Origin of the sequence: Marinobacterium maritimum, assembly GCF_039523155.1 — a bacterium.
In the GTDB taxonomy this organism is placed as follows: domain Bacteria; phylum Pseudomonadota; class Gammaproteobacteria; order Pseudomonadales; family Balneatricaceae; genus Marinobacterium; species Marinobacterium maritimum.
Genome location: NZ_BAAAET010000001.1, coordinates 239,826 through 260,994, shown reverse-complemented (window position 1 = coordinate 260,994; position 21,169 = coordinate 239,826). Strand labels below are relative to the sequence as shown.

General features: G+C 58.2%; 15 protein-coding genes. 8 read left to right on the top strand and 7 right to left on the bottom strand.

Annotated elements, in window-relative coordinates; genetic code table 11:
* Window positions 1–2: 2 nt before the first annotated feature.
* Window positions 3–359, bottom strand: a complete 357-nt coding sequence (locus tag ABD013_RS01170) for a metalloregulator ArsR/SmtB family transcription factor (protein WP_343801017.1) — start codon at window positions 357–359, stop codon at window positions 3–5.
* A 275-nt stretch (window positions 360–634) separates the two neighbouring features.
* Between ABD013_RS01170 and ABD013_RS01165 the strand changes: the two genes are divergently transcribed.
* From ABD013_RS01165 to ABD013_RS01150, 4 genes are all read left to right on the top strand, one after another.
* A complete protein-coding gene (locus tag ABD013_RS01165) occupies window positions 635–2,125 on the top strand; it encodes a SulP family inorganic anion transporter (protein ID WP_343801014.1) in 1,491 nt (496 codons plus the stop codon).
* Window positions 2,126–2,138: 13 nt separating this feature from the next.
* Window positions 2,139–2,999, top strand: coding sequence for a universal stress protein (locus ABD013_RS01160; protein WP_343801011.1), 861 nt, complete (start codon window positions 2,139–2,141; stop codon window positions 2,997–2,999).
* A 218-nt stretch (window positions 3,000–3,217) separates the two neighbouring features.
* Entirely contained in the window at window positions 3,218–3,793 is a 576-nt protein-coding gene (locus ABD013_RS01155; protein WP_343801008.1) for a fasciclin domain-containing protein, read from the top strand.
* Window positions 3,794–4,047: 254 nt separating this feature from the next.
* The gene (locus ABD013_RS01150; protein WP_343801006.1) at window positions 4,048–5,211 is read left to right on the top strand and encodes an HD domain-containing phosphohydrolase; all 1,164 of its coding nucleotides are present in this window, start codon (window positions 4,048–4,050) and stop codon (window positions 5,209–5,211) included.
* 33 nt (window positions 5,212–5,244) lie between these two features.
* On the opposite strand, the gene ABD013_RS01145 is transcribed toward ABD013_RS01150, so the two are convergent.
* From ABD013_RS01145 to ABD013_RS01130, 4 genes are all read right to left on the bottom strand, one after another.
* Window positions 5,245–5,490: a Rho-binding antiterminator gene (locus ABD013_RS01145; protein WP_343801004.1), complete on the bottom strand. Its 246-nt coding sequence runs from the start codon at window positions 5,488–5,490 to the stop codon at window positions 5,245–5,247.
* 184 nt (window positions 5,491–5,674) lie between these two features.
* Entirely contained in the window at window positions 5,675–6,028 is a 354-nt protein-coding gene (locus ABD013_RS01140; RefSeq protein WP_343801001.1) for a hypothetical protein, read from the bottom strand.
* A 452-nt stretch (window positions 6,029–6,480) separates the two neighbouring features.
* The gene (locus ABD013_RS01135) at window positions 6,481–9,711 is read right to left on the bottom strand and encodes a translocation/assembly module TamB domain-containing protein (RefSeq protein WP_343800998.1); all 3,231 of its coding nucleotides are present in this window, start codon (window positions 9,709–9,711) and stop codon (window positions 6,481–6,483) included.
* On the bottom strand, window positions 9,708–11,447 hold the full coding sequence (locus ABD013_RS01130) for an autotransporter assembly complex protein TamA (RefSeq protein ID WP_343800993.1): 1,740 nt from the start codon (window positions 11,445–11,447) through the stop codon (window positions 9,708–9,710). The genes ABD013_RS01135 and ABD013_RS01130 overlap by 4 nt, the downstream gene beginning before the upstream one ends.
* Window positions 11,448–11,618: 171 nt before the next feature.
* On the opposite strand from ABD013_RS01130, the gene ABD013_RS01125 reads away from it, so the two are divergent.
* The 4 genes from ABD013_RS01125 to ABD013_RS01110 are packed head-to-tail and all read left to right on the top strand — an operon-like array spanning window position 11,619 to window position 14,722.
* Window positions 11,619–12,185: a ZrgA family zinc uptake protein gene (locus ABD013_RS01125; protein ID WP_343800986.1), complete on the top strand. Its 567-nt coding sequence runs from the start codon at window positions 11,619–11,621 to the stop codon at window positions 12,183–12,185.
* Window positions 12,182–12,871 (top strand): ABC transporter ATP-binding protein, encoded by a 690-nt coding sequence (locus tag ABD013_RS01120; RefSeq protein ID WP_343800983.1) that lies wholly within the window; start codon window positions 12,182–12,184, stop codon window positions 12,869–12,871. The genes ABD013_RS01125 and ABD013_RS01120 overlap by 4 nt, the downstream gene beginning before the upstream one ends.
* Window positions 12,865–14,121: an ABC transporter permease gene (locus tag ABD013_RS01115; RefSeq protein WP_343800980.1), complete on the top strand. Its 1,257-nt coding sequence runs from the start codon at window positions 12,865–12,867 to the stop codon at window positions 14,119–14,121. Before ABD013_RS01120 ends, ABD013_RS01115 begins: the two co-directional genes overlap by 7 nt.
* Window positions 14,122–14,149: 28 nt before the next feature.
* Window positions 14,150–14,722 (top strand): DUF3299 domain-containing protein, encoded by a 573-nt coding sequence (locus ABD013_RS01110; RefSeq protein ID WP_343800977.1) that lies wholly within the window; start codon window positions 14,150–14,152, stop codon window positions 14,720–14,722.
* A gap of 29 nt (window positions 14,723–14,751) precedes the next feature.
* Here the strand turns inward: ABD013_RS01110 and ABD013_RS01105 are convergent, their stop codons facing one another.
* Together ABD013_RS01105 and ABD013_RS01100 are read right to left on the bottom strand one after the other, a co-directional pair.
* Window positions 14,752–17,643 (bottom strand): bifunctional diguanylate cyclase/phosphodiesterase, encoded by a 2,892-nt coding sequence (locus ABD013_RS01105; RefSeq protein WP_343800974.1) that lies wholly within the window; start codon window positions 17,641–17,643, stop codon window positions 14,752–14,754.
* Between the two features lie 93 nt (window positions 17,644–17,736).
* Complete coding sequence (locus ABD013_RS01100) at window positions 17,737–21,153, bottom strand: EAL domain-containing protein (RefSeq protein WP_343800971.1); 3,417 nt, start codon at window positions 21,151–21,153, stop codon at window positions 17,737–17,739.
* Between the last annotated feature and the right edge of the window lie 16 nt (window positions 21,154–21,169).

Below are 21,169 nucleotides of genomic sequence, written 5' to 3'. Positions count from 1 at the left end.
ATTCAGCAGGCTTTTTCACAGGCATTGCCGCCAGCCGAAGGGCGCGCATCCATCTTTACCAGTCGCGAAAGTTGCTCTTGCAGCTGCTCTCCGGCATGACTTGAAGCCTGCGCAACCACGTCGACAACCCACTCAGGCAGATCCGGATGGAGACGATAAAACACCCATTGTCCCTGACGGCGGTCAGCCAGCAATCCAAGCGTACGCAGTTGGGCAAGATGCCGGGAAATCTTGGGCTGGGGCTGTTCCAGTGCGGCCATCAACTCACACACGCACAACTCTCCCTCGCGCTGGATCAGCAACGTACTGAACAGCCGCGTCTCATCCGCCAGTGCCTTGAACAACTCCACGGGTGTCATACTGTTACCCTTTAAGATATATATGAAAAATCATATATTCGATTTTCCACATATGCAATCCTGATAAGGTTACAGTTGAGTTGCAGGCTGCATGAATAGAGCCTTTTCTGTATAATTTTGCGCCTTTATCGCTACAGAAGCCTGAACCCGGTTGCTTCTGCCGCTAGCACCTGCTGTTCCTGTACTGATTGTCATCGAACAGCCGTAAGCTCTTTCCGGCTCCGCCTAGCGCGAGCAGCCTCCGAACAACATACTACTCAAGCAAGAGACTGTAGATGCTGCAACGAATGAAACAGGAGTGGTTTTCCAACGTCCGCAACGATCTGTTGTCCGGTACGGTGGTCGCCCTGGCCCTGATCCCCGAAGCAATCGCCTTCTCCATCATCGCCGGCGTCGACCCCAAGGTCGGCCTGTACGCCTCCTTCTGCATCGCCGTAATCATCGCCTTTGTCGGTGGCCGCCCCGGTATGATCTCTGCCGCCACGGGTGCCATGGCGTTGTTGATGGTCACCCTGGTCAAGGAGCACGGTCTGGAGTACCTGCTGGCCGCTACCCTGCTCACCGGGGTGTTCCAGATCATCGCCGGCTTCCTCAGGCTTGGTGATCTGATGCGGTTCGTGTCGCGTTCGGTGGTCACCGGCTTCGTCAACGCCTTGGCAATCCTGATCTTCATGGCCCAGCTGCCGGAACTGACTGACGTTACCTGGCACGTCTACGCCATGACCGCCGCTGGTCTGGGTATCATCTACCTGTTCCCGTACATCCCGGTGATCGGCAAAAGCCTGCCCTCTCCGCTGGTGTGCATCATTCTGCTGACCGCAGTCGCCATGGTAATGGGGCTTGATATCCGCACCGTGGGTGACATGGGCGAGCTGCCGGATACGCTGCCAATCTTCCTCTGGCCGAACGTACCGCTAAACCTGGATACCCTGCTGATCATCCTGCCTTATTCTCTGGGTCTGGCCGTTGTGGGTCTGCTGGAATCGATGATGACCGCCTCCATCGTGGATGAACTGACCGACACCAGCAGCAACCGCAACCAGGAGTGCAAGGGCCAGGGCATCGCCAACATCGGTGCCGGCCTGCTCGGCGGCATGGCCGGCTGCGCGATGATCGGCCAGTCTGTGATCAACGTGAAGTCCGGTGGTCGTGGCCGCCTGTCCACTTTCGTGGCCGGCCTGTTCCTGATCATTCTGGTGGTGTTCCTGGACGAGTGGATTCGCCAGATCCCGATGGCCGCACTGGTCGCCGTGATGATCATGGTCTCCATCGGCACCTTCTCCTGGGAGTCGATCCGTGACCTGCCCAAGCATCCACTCTCGACCAACATCGTCATGATCGCCACGGTGGCGGTCGTCGTCATGACCCACAACCTGGCACTGGGCGTGTTTGTCGGCGTACTGCTGGCGGCCCTGTTCTTCGCCAACAAGGTGGGCCAGTACATGAGCATCAGCAGCGAAAAAGACCGCACCAGCGAGACCCGCACCTACCGTATCAGCGGCCAGGTTTTCTTCGCGTCCTGCGAAAAATTCAACGCTGCCTTTGATTTCAAGGAAGTGCTTGATAAGGTCGTGATTGACCTGAGCCACGCCCATTTTTGGGATATCAGCGCCGTTTCCGCGCTGGACAAGGTGGTCATCAAGTTCCGCCGCGAGGGCGTCGATGTGGAAGTGATTGGCCTTAATGAAGCCAGCCGCACCATCGTCGACAAGCTGGCTGTTCACGACAAGCCGGAACAGGTCGACAACATCATGGCCGGGCATTAAGGGGGAGACGAGAGTGAGCAAGATCATTGCCTGTATCGACGGATCACAAGCCGCACTGGCAGTCTGTGCAGCCGCCGCCTGGGCTCAGCAACAGCTGGATGCCCCGCTGCAACTGCTGCACGTACTGGAAAAAAGCGACTACCCGACCGAAAGCGACATGAGCGGCAATATTGGCCTGGGCACCCGTGAGCACCTGCTTGAGGAGCTGTCCGAACTGGACAACCAGCGCAGTCGCCTGATGCTGGAACAGGGCCGTTTCATGCTGCAGGAAGCACAGAATCAGATCCAGGCCGCCGGCGTTGCGGCCGAGCAGATCGACCGTCTGCAGCGCCATGACAACCTGGTCGACACCCTGCAGGAAAGCCAGGCCGACATGCGGCTGCTGATCATGGGCCGCCAGGGCGAAGCACACGACAGTGCGACAACGGCGGTTGGCAGCCACTTGGAAAACGTGACTCGCACCCTGCAACAGCCCATTCTGGTGGCACTGGACGGTTTCACTGCACCCAAGCGCTTCATGCTCGCCTATGACGGCAGTACAACCGCCAACAAGGCATTGAACATGGTGGCACAGAGCCCGTTGCTTAAGGGCGTTCCCTGCCACCTCGTGATGGCCGGAAAACGGGTTGAGCGCCAGCGTGAGCAGCTGGCCAATGCGGAGAAAATGCTGCGGGGCAACGGCTTCGAGGTCACCACGGCTACCCTCGAGCAGGACGAGGTCCGCCCGGCACTACTGAATTACATCCAGAAAAACGGCATCGAACTGATGGTGATGGGGGCCTGGGGCCATTCCCGTATCCGCCAGCTGCTGGTCGGCAGCATGACCAACTGGATGCTGCACAACAGCCCGGTACCACTGCTGCTGTTACGCTAATGCCTCTCCTTTCTGATCGACAGAACCCGGCTCAACGCCGGGTTCTTTTTTGCCCCCCCCTAATGAGCGGACCGCTTTCCCTCTATTTCTGCCATGAACTCTAAGGAGCCGGTGATCTACGCCCAAGCTCACCACGTAGAGAGCTTTGATTTAAGGAACTTCCTGACAGGGATAGCCTCTCCACCAAGACGTGATCGCACATCACGGGAGCAGCATCCATGAAAACAACAATACGCACGCTCGCCATTACGGCCTTCATGGCCCTCCCCCTGACAGCTTCGGCCATGGGTCCAAAAGATATCGACAGCCTGGTTGATACTGCTGTCAGAGTTAATACTGAAGGCCCTTTTGCAGGCCAATTCGACACTCTGATTACGCTGTTAACTCAGAATACGAGTAACCGGACCGCCATACTGTCTACGCTGGACAGCAAAGGCCAACGCACTGTTTTCGCCCCCACGGACAGTGCTTTTGATGAACTGGAACAAACGGTGTTAACACTCGGATACTGCAGCCTTAGTGACTTGGATCCCTCTGTTATCGATGCAGTGCTGCTGTATCACGTTGCACATGGCCGACTGTATGCGTCGGATGTACTGGAGTCCGAGCAGGTGCGTACGCTATCCGGTGGATTTCTGATGCAGGACGCTGCTGTGCTGACCGACAACCTGGGGCGCACGGCGAATTTGATACCGGGAGCTCTGGATGTGGAAGCTGATAACGGGGTTATTCACGCAATCGACGCAGTGGTACTTCCTCTGTTACCCGACATGGGCCCGGGAAACTGCTCATAAGTGATTCAGATTCATGGCTTTGCAAGCGATACAGCAGACTAGAGCATTAAGACCAACTAACGAAGGCCCACCAATACCAGAGCCTGGCTATTACGCCGGGCTCTTTTGTATCTGGCGACAGGAATTTTAATATGAACATTTTTGCGCCAAAATGATCGGACAACTTTGGTTTGAACACAGACCGTCGTTTTCGGCATATAATGGACACATTGACTCCGAAAGGCGACACAAAGGATTGATCGGTTGAGGCCCTTATGCTCAAGTTCAACGGAATACCACTGTTTGGCAGTGTTGACTCGCTTACCGGCCGGCTGGAGCAGCTCCATGACCGGATTCTGGAAAGCACCCCGGGTATCGCCAGGATTGCCTGCGCGCTCTATGACCCAGACACCGATCTGCTGAAAACCTTTATCAACAGCACGCATCGGGGGCACGCCATCGTTTCATACGAGTACCCGCTTGCGGAGAGCAAGTCACTCCTGCAGATGGCGCAACAGGGCAGCTGCCGCGTTATCGATGATATAACCCAGGAAATCCTGCCCGGCACCGCCCATTCCAACTGGCTGATCGAGCAGGGTTACAGCGCCTCTTTTACCCTCCCGATGTTCAGCGGCAAGCAGTTTTTGGGGTTCATCTTCGTTGACAGCAACCAGGCAGGTATTTTTACCGATGCCGTCCAGCGGGACCTGATTCTGTTCTGCAACATGATCACGATGACCATCGCCACCGAAATGTCCGCTGTCCACGCACTGCTGGCCACCGCACAGGCCGCGCGCGAGTTTGCCGACCTGCGCGATTTCGAAACCGGCAAGCACCTGACGCGCATGGCGCAGTTCTCAAGACTTATTGCCAAGGGAGTTGCAGAACACTACGGTTTTTCAGATGAAAAAGTAGAACACATCTACTTGTTCGCCTCCCTCCATGACATCGGAAAAATCGGCATCCCTGACAGGATCCTGCTCAAACCCGGCCGCCTGGATCCAAAAGAGCGCGCGATCATGCAAGGACATGTCAACAAGGGTGTGCAGATCATCGAAAAGGTACTGGAGGACTACCAACTGGGCCACCTGGCCGATGCTCGTGTGATGGTTAATATCGTCGCCTGCCACCACGAATTTCTGGACGGCAGCGGTTACCCCAACGGCCTCAAGGCTGATCAGATCCCGGTGGAAGCTCGCATCGTCACCGTGGCCGACATTTTCGACGCTCTGACCAGTCAACGACCGTACAAGAAACCCTGGGATGTTTCCAGAGCGGTCGCAGAGCTGGAACGCATGGTGACGGCAGGAAAACTCGACCCGCACTGCGTGGCGGCCCTCAAGTTTCATCAGGAAGAGGTCGAGCGCATCGTGATCGAATTCCGGGACGAAGATATGGCCACATTCCAGGCACGAGCGGTTTCGGCTATCGAAGGCTGAGCCTGGCGCTAGACAGCGTCCCTGGCCCCACAGCTAGGCAAATGAGACGACCTGGAAGTGCGGATTTTCCGTACAGGCCTCCATGCGGCGGATCTCCTCCAGCACGACCAGGTTTTCCACACCCGCCACTCTGAGCTTGAGACACTCCTGCCGCGCCTCGTTACGCTGAGTATCCAGCGCCTTACCCTCGATAATAGCACCTGACTTCAGCGTCAGCCTGACCGGATACCTGAACGTACAGGCAATTTCGATATAGTCATGCTGGTCACAACTCATCATAGTATGTGCTTTTTGAATTCAGCTTTGAACGTCGGCTTAAGCAGCCCCTCTTGATTCTCTTGAAAATAGCAAACATCAAAGAGAAATTGCACTGCTTACTATAGACCGATTCAGAGGCTCTGGCCTCTTGGACTCAACAGGGCCTGACAAGCCGCCCGACTGGACAGCTTATCAGGCAGATACATCAAGCCTGCTCAGGAGCCTGCTCCTGAATTTCAGTTTCAGTGTTTCCTTGTCGAGCAAACATCATGATCACAAAACAGACAACGGCATAAATAGTGCCAATCGGCCAGCCCAGAAGCATTATCCCGCAAAAAATCCCGGCAGGTATTTTCTTATTCCCAAAAGATCCCCAACAACCCAAAGCCCCTATGGCTATCATTCCAAAGGCAAAATAGGTAAACATGGATGCATCTACAAGGGCCCCATTACTGGCAAAAAGGCTCTCTAGCATTTGCCCTCCCCCCAAGAAAAACAGCCCAAACAACACCACGAGCACACCACCAGCACCAACGAGAATCCGGAGAAAAACATTCATTTAAAAGTTCCTTTTTCTGAAATTTCCATTATTAACTTCCACAATACTAAGCCAGTCATATCCACAAGCATCCTCATGGAAAATAGTGACTTATCTGTTTATCAAGCCATGCAGCACCTCCCAAATTCCGTATTTTATAGAAAATACGCCCATCCTTCGGCTAGTGCGCATCTGTACAATGGCAAGAACAGGCCGAGAAAAGCCGAGAATCTATCACTCAAACGGGAGGCGATTTAAATTGAAATATATTTTGACACTGATGTATTTTCCTTCCTTTGAAAACAATCATGTATAGGTGATGTGTTAAGCCATTCCACTCTAAGACAGCTATTTATCCCTTAATAGATGATGATGAACTAATTTGGGCCGTTTATCCATACCCTGCAGAGTACCCCCTTGATACACGACGATGATAGCCCGAAAGAGCTCCCCCTTACTCCCGAAATGATCTCCTACCGCTCCAATGTATAAAGTATATCCGCACCACTGCCCAGCTCGCTGCTCTGCCCCTCGATGCGCCACTTGTCGCTGAGCTTGTATTTCAGACTCAGGGTGTTGACTGCATCCAGCACACCGATGCCGTAGCGCAGATAGAGGCGCGGCGAAAGGTATTTACCAATGAAGAAAGCCGACTCATCGTTGGCGCTGCTGTCGAAGCCAAATTCGTCCAGCGACAGGCTCTCTCTCAACTTGCCGGTAATCTTGTTGCCCTGGCTCATGCCCAGCGCGAGCGCGGCCTGCATCATCATCTGCTGCTCCCCCGCCGAGCTTTCTCCTGGCGCTTTACCCAGCAACAGGTAGGACAGCACACTGCTGTCCGGCATGGCCGGCTCGCCGTACAGGTCCATACGAGGCTCGCGCAGGGTACCGCTGACGTTGGCCCCCACGACCACATCGTCAACCTGTCGGCCGATGCGCAGGTCCAGCCCCGGGTTGTCCACCGGACCGGCCGCATACACCAGGCTACCACGGCGAATTTCCAGGTCCTGTCCGTAGAGTCGATACTCACCACTTTCCACCTGGATACTGCCGGTGGCACGGGTGATCTGGCCTGGGGTTTCGTCAATCTGCAAGGCCCCCAGCAACCGGCCCTTGAAACCCAGTGCATCCACGCGTACGTCATCTCCCAGCTCGATGCGCAGGTCGGCATAGACCGGCACCACCGGCTCTTTCTCGACCACCTTGCCCTCTTCGACACGCACCACGTCGGACGAGGGTTGCACCGCGCTCTCACGGGTTTTCGGCGGTGAGATATGAGCCAGAGGCACCTTCAGCGTGCCGCCCAGGCGAATCTCCCGAGTGCCCAGCGCCAGTTGCAGATCAGGACTGATCAACGCCTGAATCTCTGCCGTATCCATGGCGGTAAAGTTTTCCCCCATCAGCGTCAGTTCCCCGGCGCGTTCAGCCAGATCATAGTCGCCGGCCAGGTTCAGCGTGCCTTCACCCGAGGTCGCGGCCGCCGTAAAGCGTACCTGCCCCGGCAGACCACTCTGATTCAGACGGAACTCCAGCGGCGTGATCACCAGCCCCAGCGCCGGCAGCTCCACGCCGCCCTCCAGGTAGTTCAGTTCACCACTCAGCTCCGGTGAGTTCAGGGTACCGCCCAGCACCAGCTGGCCACCTACCTGCCCCTGCATGTTTTGCAGGTCTGGCACCAGCACTGACACCAGGCTCAGGTCGTCCGCCTGCAGCGTCAAGCCGCCCTGCAGCTGCTGCTGTTGGCTCAGCCCCCGAACGTCCAGCGCCAGATCCAGTTCACCCGACAGGAATTCCAGCAGCGTTTGTGCCTGTAACTTCAGGTTGTCATCTGCCAGCGTAATGCTGGCCTCAAGCGGCGCCAGCGGCAGGGTCTGATCGGCCTGTGCCGGCGTCAGCTCACCGGCGCTGGTGCTCAGGGTGGCATTCAACACCGGCTTACCGCCGGGCTCCTGGCTAAACGCAACCTCGGCAGACAGAGTCGGCGTCAGGCGCATGCCGTTGAGCAGCGGTGTCAGCAACCCCAGCGCCAGCTTGTCCAGCGTCGCCTCAGCCTGGGCACGACCGGCAAAGCTGCCCTGCGCCTGCAGGCACAAAGCCCCCCCTGCGCTCAGCTCATCAAGACAGAAGGATTCCAGCTGATAACCTTCGGGAGATACCGTCAGCCCCGCGGGGGCCGACGCCCGCCAGTGACTGAGCGGCTGCGGCTGCAGCTCCAGCTGCTGTAATTGACCAGTCCAGCGCTGTTCCGCTGCGGCCCAGCCACCGGCTGCCGCCAGCTCCACGCTCCCCGGCGACCCTTTGGCATTGAGAGTCAGTCGGTGCTGTTCCGGGGTTCCATTCAATTGCAGCGCCACCTGATCAAGCTTCTGCCCCGAGGCTTCCATATTCACCAGTTGCAGATCTGCCGACCAGTCACTCTGGCCTGACAGATCCAGGGCAATATCGCCGCTGAGTTTTTCGAGACTGGCCTGGGCTGCATAGGCCAGACGATCGGCCCGAATCCGCGCTTTAACGGCCGGTTGCTGCAAAGCGCCCGTGGCCTGTCCACTCAGCTCCAGCTGGCCACTGGCCTCGGGCAGCAACCGGGCGAGATTGGGTGCCCGCAATTCCCACTTGAGCGCCAGCTGGTCACTGATGCTGCCACTGACCGCCGCCCGTGCGCCGGCATAACTCAGCTTCAGCTCATCGATCTGCCACTGGCGGGTATCGCCAGTCAGCCTGGCGGATGCACTGATCGACTGCTGTTTCAGCTGCCCCTGCAGGCTGGTCAAGTCCAGCACCAATTGCGGCAGCTCACCGCCCAGCTCAACCTGGCCGTTGGCATCCAGCGCCAGCTTGCCAGGCCAGTCCGGCGCTGCCAGTGCCGGGTCAACACCCTGTGCGCTGAGTTGATAGCGAATATCCATGCCCTCAGCCCCGTCGATTTGAGACTGCAACCGCAACCGGGTTCCCCCCTGATCGGCACTCAGTGAGAGCGTGATATGACGGGCAGCACCATCAAAATCCACGACCAGGTCGGCATTGAGCGGCAGACTTTCAGGCCAGTGCTCCAGCCGCACCCAGCGAGTCAGGTCGGTCCCGCCCTGCAGCTCAAGGTGGGTCAGGAACTGCCGCGACGGCTCGGTCCAGCCGTTGAGGGTCAGGCTGCTGGCGGGCTGCTCCAGCTGCAGCTGCTCGATCAGCACCAGCCCCCCCTGAGTCCGCAGGGCCAGGCTCAGATTCAGTTCGTCCACCAGTACCTGCTCAGCCTGCACGACACTGATGTGGCCCAGCGCCACGCGATCCACTTCAATGGCCAGTGGCAGCTCTACGGCAGGCAGTGTTGGCAGTTGTAAGGGTGCAGACTTTTCGGCAGGAGGCTCGGGCTGATCACTGGCCGGTGGCAGGCTGATATCCAGTCTGGCGGCACTGAGTTCGTGCACTTTCAGCAGTGGCTGCGTCAGCGACCAGGGGTGCCAATACAGGCGCAGTTGCGCCAGCTCGACATTCAGCCCGTTCTGCTCGAAACGCAGACGCTCTATCTGCAGATCGGAGGTCAGCGTACCGTCAACGCCTTCAAGCTCCAGTTGCGGCAGCAAGGATGCGGCGAAATTGAGCGCGAAGCGGGTACCGGACGGCAAAAACAGTACGGCGGCCAGCAACAGCAGAACAGACAACAGCAGGACCAGAACTGTGCCCAGCCCCCAAAGTAACAGCGGTCTCACAAATCAGGCCCCAAAGTGAAGTGTATCTGCCAGCCGTTCTCATCCAGGGGCACGGCAAAATCGAGTCGTACCGGCCCAACGGGGGACTGCCAACGAGCACCGATGCCAGCACCGGTTTTCAGGTTCATATCGGTATCATCAAAGGCGTTGCCGGTATCAACGAAAGCAGCCACCCGCCATTTATCCTTGATCAGGTAGTCCATCTCAACGCTGCCGGTTACCAGGTAGCGGCCACCGATCACCTCACCGTCGCTGCCCTCGGGCCCCAGTGACTGGTAATCATAACCGCGTACACTGTTGTCACCGCCAGCATAGAAACGCATGCTGGCCGGCAGGTCGTCGACAGAGTCGATCAGCGTCAGTCCCAGCTCGGCGCGCGTCAACAGGCGCCAGCGCTCAGACAGCGTATCGACTCGCTTGCCGCGCAGGTCCAGCTGGAACAGGTCGGTATCGGACAACAAGGTCTCGGCAGCGGCGGCCACACCGAAACTGATCTGGTGACCACGGCTGGTGTTGAGGCGGTTATCGGCTCGGGTTCGGCTGAATCGGGCACTGGGGATCAACAGGGTCGAGTCCTGTTCTTCATCTTCAAAAGTCCAGGTTTCCTGCTGCCAGTCCAGCGCCAGACGACGCTCCCATTCTCCAAGCTGTTTTTGCCAACTGCCGCCAATGCTGTAAGTACGTGCGTCGATGGTATCGGACTGCTCATCCTCCAGCAGCAGATTAAACGCAAAACGATCCGTCGTCGGATTATCTCCGGGAATCTGGTAACTGCTGGTGAACTGCTGACGAATCTGGGACAGGCGCAAGCGGGTTTCCAGCGTATGCCCACGGGTGTTGAGCCAGCGCCGGGTCAGCCCCAGTTGCATGCGCGCCCCGGTATCGGTGCCATAGCCGAAACCGGCCTGATAGAGGCTACGCTTCTGCGGGGTCAGTTTCACATCTACCGGCAGCTCGGCATCGGCCAGCTCGTCCAACCGGGGTCGCACCTCCACATCCGCGAAGTAATCGCTGTTGATCAGATTGCGCTGGAACTCCACCAGCTTGCCGGTTTCCACCGGATCCCCGGAATCAAAGGGCATATAGCGGCGCAACAGGGACTCGGATACCGGCGCTTCATCAAAGCGGATTTCACCAATACGGGCACGGGGACCGGTTTCATAGACCAGTGCGATATCAGCCCGGTTACCAGCCACATCCACCCGAATCTCACTGACCTTGAAACCGGCTTCATAATAGCCGCGTTCGGCGGCATGTGACTGCAGGTGACTCTTCAGCGCACTATAGTCGCCATGCAACAAGGGAGCTCCGACCTTGACGGGGGACTCGGCAATCACCTGCAGCAGGATCGAGTCATCAGCGCCCTCGCCTTCGAGTTTGAGCCTGGCACTACTGATCTTCATCTGCGGCCCGGCCTCGACTCGGTAACGGGCCTGCCACTGTTCAGGATCGCCCTCAACCTTCAGCTGCAGGTCCAGTTGTGGGTGGTAGTAGCCATAGGGCTCAAGCGCGGTACGGATTTCGCCTTCGGCCTGGCGATGCAGGTAGCGCAGACGACTGGCTGTAGGCAGCGCCCCCTCGGACGTCATCAGATCATCAATGCGCAGCAGAGCTCGAATGTTGTCCGCAGGCTCACCCTCGATACCTTCCAGAATGAACTGGGCTGCCAGCAGCTGCCAGCTGCAGGGCAACAGCAATAACAGCACCAGTAAACGCGGGGGAAACAACAGATGCACTCAGGCGGCTCCTTCGGTTGAGTCTGGGTTTATTCTAACCTGCCAGCTTGCTGAAAGTCCTTGCCAGCCGGTGTGTAATTGGCATATTAGCAGCCCATGGTGGTTAAACGGGTAGAAAGCCTCTTGTTATGTAGTAACATAATGCTTTTCGCTATCGACAATGAGGTCCGCATGCGCCTGCCACTCAGAATACTGTTGACCGCCCTTTTGCCCATACAGAATCTGATGGCCGCTGGGGTGCATCAACATGGTGCCGCCCAGCTGGATATGGTGATCGAACCACCGCTGATGGCGATCTCATTCAGCTCACCGCTGGCCAACCTGACCGGCTTCGAACACCGACCATCCAGCGACGCGGAGCAGCAGAGCTGGGACGATACGCTGGCACAACTGCAGCGCGCCGAAGAACTCATCCAGCTGTCAGCCGAGGCGGACTGCAGCCTGAGCCGGGTGGATCTGCATCTGCCTTTTACGGCCAAGTCCCGGATTCAGAGCAATGAACATGAACATGAACATGAACATGAACACGCACATGATGATGTCTCCCAAAACAGCCATGCCGACCTGATGGCGGAGTATCAGTATCTCTGCGCCAACAGCCCGGCACTGAAGGTACTCCAGCTGCCGTTGATGCAGCGCTTCCCGGCCATTGAGTTGCTCGAGGTTCAGATGGTCACCCCTTCGGGACAACATCAGCGCACATTGACTGCCAAACAGACCGGTTTGCAGCTGCCATGAAACCGGTGCTGCACCTGGAATCCCTTAGTTTCGCCTGGCCTGGCAGCACGCCGCTGGTTCAGATCGAGCAACTACAACTCTCTGCCGGGGAGCACCTGTTTATCCAGGGGCCTTCGGGCAGTGGCAAGACCACTTTGCTCAACCTGATCTCCGGGCTGCAATCAGGTTTCACCGGCACAGTGGAGCTGGCCGGCCAGAGTCTGGCCGGGCTGTCCACTCGTGCCCTGGATCGATTCAGGGCTGACCACATCGGCATGCTGTTTCAGCAGTTCAACCTGCTGCCTTACCTCAATCTGATCGACAATGTCTGCTTGCCCTGCACCCTGTCCAGAAAACGCCGCGCAGCCGCCAGCCGCGACGGGCGCTCCGTAGAACAGGAAGCTGAGCGCCTGCTGACCCGGCTGCAACTTGATCCCAGCCTGTTCCGTCAGCGCCGGGTGGCCGAACTGTCGATCGGCCAGCAACAACGCGTAGCCGCGGCACGTGCCCTGATTGGTCATCCGGCATTGATTATCGCGGATGAACCCACCTCAGCTCTCGATGCCACAAGTCGTGATCTGTTCATGCGCCTGCTGTTCGAGGAACTTGAACAGAACGATAGCACCCTGCTGATGGTCAGCCATGACCCGGCACTGGCATCACATTTTCCACGACAGCTCCACCTGGGAGAGCAGTCATCATGCTGATCCGTCTGGCCTGGAACAGCCTGCTGAGCCGGCGGACTACCGTGTTGCTGACACTGTTTACCATCGCCCTGAGCAGCGCCCTTCTGCTGGGCGTACAACAGATCCGCGAACAAAGTCGGCAGAACTTCATGGCCACCGTCGCCGGCACCGACCTGATTGTCGGCGCCCGCTCAGGGCCGGTACAGCTGCTGCTCTACTCGCTGTTCCATATCGGCTCTGCCACCAGCAATATCCCCTGGAGCAGCCATGAAGCTCTGGCTGATGACCCGCGCATTGACTGGACCATCCCGCTGTCGCTGGGCGACTCTCACAAGGGCTACCGGGTGGTCGGAACCCGAAACAGCCTGTTCCGGCATTACCACTACGCTGACCAGCGCCCGCTGACATTTACCGAGGGTGACGAGTTCGATGACCTGTTTGCGGTCGTGCTCGGTGCCGAGGTGGCCCGAAAGCTGGGTTACCGCATCGGTGACCCGATCGTGATCGCCCACGGCAGCGGCAATACCAGTTTCATGCAGCACAAACAGATGCCGTTCAGTGTCAGCGGCATCCTGGCCCCTACCGGTACTCCGCTCGACCGAGCCTTGCTGGTATCGCTGGAGGGGCTTGAAGCCGTGCATCTGGGCTGGCGTGCGGGCGTGCCTTTACCGGGCCTTAAAGTCACGCCCGAACAGGCCCGACAGCGTGACCTGACCCCGCGTGAAGTCACCGCCGTACTGGTTGGACTGAAGTCGCGCCTGCAGACCTTCCATCTGCAACGAGAACTGAATAATCGTCGGGACATACCCCTGACCGCGATTTTGCCGGGGGTCGCGCTGCAGGAACTCTGGCAGCTGGTCAGCGTAGCCGAGAAAGCCCTGCTGGCCGTTTCCGGCGCCGCGCTGCTGATCGGCCTTGCCGGCATGCTGGCGGTGCTGCTCGCTGCCATCCAGCAGCGGCAACGCGAGATCGCGGTGCTGCGTGCACTGGGCTGCTCTCCTGTCAGAATTGCATCGCTGCTGCTGCTGGAAAGCCTGTTGCTGACCCTCGGCGGCATCCTGCTCGGCATCCTGCTGCTGCAGGCCGGCCTGGTTCTGCTGCAGGCCCCCCTGCTGGAGCAGTTCGGGTTGCTGCTTTCCCTCGGCACCTTGAGCCAAGCACAGTGGCAGCTCTGTGCACTGATCCTCTTGCTGGGACTGGTCAGCGGGCTGCTGCCAGCGCTTCTGGCCTGGCGCATGGCATCAGCCAGCCGCCTGATTCGACGTAACTGACCTATTACAACCGACTGAGAAATACACGATGCGAATACTGCCCCTTATGCTGACGGCCTGCCTGAGTTTCTCCGCCGTCAATGCTGAAGAAATCATGGTCAATGGCGAGCCCGCTCCCGAGATTGACTGGGAAGCACTGATGCCCAAGGACTATGTCCTGTCACTGGAGAAGATGTACAACAACCCGGAGCTGGAATTGCTGGACGACTACAGTGACAAGGCGCAGCGCATGTATGACGAGCTGACGCAGTCTCTGGCCTCGGCCCCCGTGGTGAATGCCATGAATGGCCGCATGGTCAGTATTCCCGGATTTGTCGTGCCGCTGGAAGGGGAAGGTCAGTCGGTCGACCGTTTTTTCCTGGTGCCCTACTTCGGTGCCTGCATCCATGTGCCACCACCGCCCTCCAACCAGATTGTCGATGTGCACTACGAGCCAGGTACCCGGGTGGAAAGTCTCTATGACGCCGTGTTGGTCAGCGGTCGCCTGACCACCGAGGTGTTCAGCCATGAGATGGGAACAGCAGGCTACCGGCTGGAAGCCTACCGTATTGAACCCTATGAACTGCCGGAGGAGATGCTCCCGGCCCCGACAGAGAAGTAAGACGGCACTGGCTGGTTCAGTACAACGGCTCAGATGGACAGGCTCTCGGCTTCAAACAGCTGCTCGACTGGCACCGGGCGCCCAAACAGGTACCCCTGCACACAGTCACAGCGCTGACGCTGCAGAAAAGCACTCTGCTCAGCCGTTTCCACACCTTCAGCCAGCACTTCGATTCCCAGGCTGTGCCCCAGCGCAATGGTACTGATCACCACCGCCTCATCCTTGGGGTTGCGACCGATATCACGAATGAAACTCTTGTCGATCTTGATCCGGTTCAGCGGCAGGTACTTGATCCGGTCAAGCGAGGAGTAGCCGGTACCGAAGTCATCCAGCGCCAGGTGGTAACCTGACAGGCGAAGACGCTGCAGCTGCTGAATCACGAAATCCGGGTCCTGCATGATCATGGATTCAGTGATTTCCAGTTCCAGCAGGTGCCGGTCCAGCTCATGCTCGGCGACAATCTGGTTCAGACGCTGGATGAAATCAGCCTGGAGCAGCTGTTGCGGCGAGATGTTGATAGCAACCAGAGGCACGGCGAGGCCTTCATTACGCCAGGTCGCCAGTTGACCGCAGACCAGTTCAATCACCTGCCACCCCAGTGGCACGATTAGTTGAGTCTCTTCCGCTAGCGGGATGAACCTGTCTGGCCCCAGCAGCCCCTGCTCAGGATGCTGCCAGCGAACCAGTGCTTCCAAACCACATAAGGAACGCCCCCCGAGTTGATATTGAGTCTGGTAGTGGATGACCAGTTGTTGCTTGTGCATCGCCAGGCGCAGATCCTGCTCAAGCGAAAAGTGGTTCACAGCATCGGCAGTCAAGTCGGATGAATATAACTCGTAGCGATTCTTGCCCCGCCCCTTGGCCCTGTACATGGCGGTATCTGCATGCTTGATCAGCGTGTTGGCATTGTCACCATGATCAGGGAAAAGGCTGACCCCGATACTGGCTGTCAGCTGCAGACGGTGGCCGGCCACGGGAAAGGAACAATCCAGCACCTCGAGCACCCGACGCGCTTCGGCTTCGGCATTCGCCTGACCACCGGGCACCAGCAGGATGAATTCATCCCCGCCCATACGAAACAGTTTCACACCCTTGGGCATCTCCCGTGTCAACGCTTTGGAGAGAGTCTGCAACAGCGCATCGCCCACCTGATGCCCAAGACTGTCATTAACCCGCTTGAAGCGATCCAGATCGACAAACAGCAGTGAAAAGGCAATCTGGGGGCCCCGCAGGAGGCGTGCCAGCGTTTCATGCAACCCCTTGCGGTTCGGCAAGCCAGTCAGATCATCATGGCGTGCCTGCCAGGCCAGATCATCGGTTTGCTGTTGTACCCGAGCCTCCAGCAGTTGCTCCCGGTTGTGCATCGACAATACCAACAAGGCTCCCAAACAGCCGACACCAACCAGCAGCACCTGCAGGTACTGTGCCTGGCTGATCGGATGGGCTGCCAGATAGTCTGGCCCGGCCACGGCTTCGACCCGCCATGTTTGCTGGGCCAATTGCACATCAAATGCCTGTCTCAGGCTCTCCTGGTCGAGTTCTCCAGCCCCTGACGTAGTGTAGAACGGCGGCTTTTCGGCTTCACTGACCCGAAGCTCGATGTTCTGCACACTGCTGCCGATCAATACGTTCTCCAGCAAGCGCTCAACCGTAAACACCCCCACGACAAACCCTTCCAGTTCGCGCTGACTCTGCAACAGCTCCTCGCCTATCAGCCGGTAGACCGGCTGCAGCATCAGCAGCCCGGGCTCATCGGGTGCCTGGGTCAGGTAAAGCACCTCAGTTACAACCGCCTCACCACGCGCCTGCGCCAGCTCTACCCAGCGTTTCCGGTCTTCCAGCGAGTAGAGGTTGAACCCCAGAGCGGCGCGGTTGGCCTCCATGGGTTCCACGTACTGAACCGGAATCATGATCTTTTCGGTCTCTGGGGACTCACCATAAATACTGTAGCTTGACCACTGTAGTTGCTCACGGGTCCAGCGTTCGAACTCGCTTCGCTGATCACGCACCACCAGCGGATCCCAGGAGTAGGCACGCAGGGCCTGGTTGTTCGCCAGTAAGGGCGTTACCTGCTGCTTGAAGTCATGACGTGTCAGCGGTAATTCCTTGTTCAGCGCCTGTGCCAGGCGAGACAGGTCACGCAGATTCTGTTGGATAATGGCCTGGATGCGCGCATCCACCAGCTGCACATCCTGCGCGAAGCTTTGCTGCAACAGACCTGACAGGTTGGAGAGGTAGTACTGGTTGATCAACACCACCGCGACCAGGGTGCCACTCAAACGCACCGGCAGCAGCCAGCGGCGATGCTGACAGGCACCTTTAAAAGCACCCGCGAGGGAAAGGAACAGCGGGGTCCCCAATATCACACCGAAGCTGTCCCCGAGCCACCAGGTCGTCATATCAAGCAGCATCCCCTGGCTGCCACCTGCCTCGTTGAAGAAGGTAACCGCACAGGTACCAATAACGGCGTTCAACATACACACCAGCAGGCCACTGAACAGGATATAACGCAGCATCCACTGCTCACGGGAGGGTCGGGTAGGGTCAGCACCAAAGCGTTGCAACAGCCAGCTTCCCAGCGCCGTCTGCAGCATCGCTCCGGATGCGATCAGCAATGCACTCCAAAGATGGCCAAGCTCAAGGGGTTGATGAAAGGAAGGCAGAATCAGGTTGACCAGCAGGCTGCCCAGTCCAACCCCGGGCAGAAGTCCAAAGCCACCGCGTAAAACAGCCGCCAGCCCCAGCCCGGCCGGCAACCAGAGGGGAACGATATGCTCATGCAGGCCGGTGGACATAAACAGCAGTCCCAGCAACAGATAGCCCAGCGCCAACAGCAGGTTGGCGCCGATTGAACTGGGGGCAAGGGGCTGAGCGGATATCGTCACGGTGGTGAGACTTCCCTGTCGGCGATTAGCAGACATTCTAACTGTCTGCCAAATCCTACAGGAAAACGTCCCGAACCCCAGCAAAACCTGAGCCTGATACCGAATTGATTAGCCGCAGGTTGTTTCAGGTCAACACTGGTCACCCAATAGCAAGGCCTCCAGCTCTGCCGCCGGCAAGGGCTTGCTCTTCAGGTATCCCTGGAACTGATGACACCCCAGTCGCTCAAGCTCCATGCGTTGCGCCTCCACTTCGACCCCTTCAGCCAGCACGCTCAGGCCCAGCTTATGGCCCAGCATGATGATCGTTTCCACAATCGCCAGCGCTTCATCGCTCGCCAGCAGATCATCGGTAAACGACTTGTCGATCTTGAGCAGGTTGAGTGGAAAACGCTTCAGGTAAGCCAGCGAGGAATAGCCGGTTCCAAAATCATCAATCGCCAGACTGACCCCCAGAGCACGCAAGGCGTTGAGCATGTCCACCGCCTCAAGTCCCGGCGACATCAGCGCGCCTTCGGTCAATTCCAGCTCCAGCAGGGCCGGGGTGATGCGGGTCTGCTGCAGGTTATTCGCCACTTCCTGCGGCAGATGATGAAGGTATAACTGCTGCGGTGATACATTGACGGCCACCCGCGGCACCCTTATCCCCCGCGCTTGCCAGGCAGCGATCTGTTCGCAGGCATTGCGCAGCACCCAACTACCGATCTGACTAATCAACGCACTCTGCTCTGCCACCGGTATGAACTCGGCCGGTGATACCAGCCCCTGCTCCGGGTCCTGCCAGCGTATAAGGGCTTCCACACCGGTCATCCGGCTGCCATCAATCGACCATTGCGGCTGGTAGTACAGGCAGAACTCATCCTGCTCCAGCGCGCGCCTGAGCCGCTGCTCCAGTTGCAGGCGATGGTGGACGGCGGCCGTCAGGTCATCACTGAAGAACCTGAGACTGCCCCGCTGCTCCTTGGCATTGAACAGGGCCGCATCCGCCTGCTGCAAAATGACTTCCGGTGACAAGTTAAGACCCTCGATCAGGCTGATACCAAAGCTGGCACTGGCTCTCACCTCGGCACTGTCACTGAGCCTGAACACGCTCTGTAGTTGCTGCATCAGCGTGTCTGCAATGTTGGCAGCCTCATTGCTGTCGGCCACTTCATCCAGCAGGATGGCAAACTCATCCCCCCCCAGGCGGAACAGGTGCTCCCCTTCTCTAAGCACCGCACTGAATCGCTCCACGACCTGCAGCAACAGCCGATCTCCCTCCAAGTGTCCGAAGCTATCGTTGATATCGCGGAAATTGTCCAGGTCCGCCATCAACAGGGCCGACAAGCGCTCATGGTGCAGATTGTAACGACGGCATGCCTCCAGCTGCCGGAACAGAGCCTTGCGGTTGGGCAGCCCGGTCAGGGCATCATGGGTCGCCAGATGCTCAATTCGCGACTCACTGTTCTTGAGTTGCGTCAGGTCGGTGAACACACCGATGTAATGGCTGACATCACCACTGTCCTGACAGATCCGGCTGACACTCAGCAGCGCCGGAAACACCTCTCCGTGGCGGCGCCGGCACATGATCTCTCCTTGCCAGTGCCCTTGTTCGCCAACCTTTTGCCACAGCGCATGGTAGAAACTCTCCGGATGGCGCTCCGAACGCAGGATGTCCAGCGTCTTGTTCCTCAGCTCATTTTCGCTCCAGCCGAACATGTCGCTAAACGCCGGGTTAGCCCTGGTAACTCGCTTGCGGGCATCGGTGATCAGCACGGCTTCCCGGGTGTTCTGGATTACGGCCGAGGCCTGCTGCAAGCGGCTTTCCTGGTGGCGCCTTTCGGTAATATCGGTCAGCACACCCTCAATAGCCACCACTTGGCCACTGCCATCACGCAGCACATGGGTTTGGTCCTCGACCCAGCGCTCATCGGCACCGCCCGTACTAACCAGGCGATAGGTCTGTGTGAACGATGCCAGGCCCTGATGCAAATACTCGTCCGCCTCGGTCAGAACTCGGGCACGGTCACGGGGATCGATAAGGGAATCGAACCGGCTTTCCGAAGGCAACAGCGTATCAGGCTCGATACCCAGGTTGCGGATATTATCCGATACATACTCGATCGGCCAGCCGTGCTCATAACGCCAGCGCACCAGTATGAAAGGGCTTGAGTTAATCACCTGGTTGGCCGCTTCCAGCGCCTGATCACGGTTGATCGAATCCAGCGCAAAGCCGATATCATGGGCAAGCTCTTCCAGCGTTTTGACCAGTTTCGGTGAGAAGAAGTCGACCGTGCTCCCATAAAGGGTCAAGTTGGCAAACACTCGTCCCTTGTGATGCAGTGGCAGAGCGATTGCAGAGCGGCAATTGAAGCGGCGGGAAAAATCGTGCCAAGGCTCATACTCGGGCGTTCCCAGACAGTCGTTGACGACCACGGTCTGATCATACAGGACCGCACGCTCACTCAGGCCTCGCCCGGGATGACGGTCAAAGCTCTGCAGCAGCTGACCGACGCCGGTGGCGGTGGCCTGATCTCCGGCGTGGGCGCGTGATGAAGTAATACGCCGCTGGTCATCACAAAGGCCGATCCAGGCAAAGCTCATCTGCCCCTCCTCGACCGCAATCCTACAGGCTGCCTGCAACACCTCATCAACGGAGCGGCTGTACAGGATCACCTGATTGACCCGTGAAAGCATGTTGTAGAGGTTCGACTGACGCTGCAACGCCTGCTGGTTGAGCCGCTCCCGAGTCAGGTCCTGAATCATGCAGATGACATGCTCGGGATGCCCGTTACCGTCACGCAGAAGCTTGATATAGATTCGTACCGGCACCGCTTGACCGCTCGCGGCGATAAAGCGCTTTTCCAGTTGATAGGCCTCGGTCTCACCGGCAAGTAAACGGCCAAAGGCATGCTCGTCAGTAGTCAGGTCACTGGGGTGCGTCAGGGCCTGCCAGTTTTTTTGTCGCAGCTCTTCGGCACTGTACCCCAACAGAGCCTCAAGGCAGTCATTGACCTTGATCCAGCGCCCCGTGTGAGGGCAGGTAAGGCCCATGCCGATAAACGGCATGTCGAAAAAGCCCCCCAACAGCTGCTCGCGCCGGGAGGCTTCATTTTCTGCCAGATGGGACAGTGTCAGGCCCAACTGGCGGCGCTGGATGGCTATCAACAATACCGTCAGGGTCATCGCCGCCAATCCGGCCAGCAGCCCTCCATGTGAGGCCTTGGTCACGAAAGCCTTCTCGGCGTCCAGCCAGCGTACCAGAAGCTCTCCCATTGAAGGCAGGGCCAGTGCGACCAGTAACAGGCCGGCAAAAATCAGCCACTGCCCGCGTCCGGGGGGCACTTCCAAGTTACGCGAAGGAGGCGCCCAGGAGGCCAGCGCGAGATACAGACAGCCGCCGCTGATGGCAACAAAAGCACTGCCCTTGAAGCGGCTGATCAGCTCAAAAGCTTCCATGCTAGGCACCAGCCAGCCGACCAGTGCATCAGACCCGTTAACCCACAGTAGTCCGAACACCAGGTACAGAGCAACGTAGCCACAAGGCTGCCACCCTTTTCGGTGCATCATCCCAATCCACCTCTTG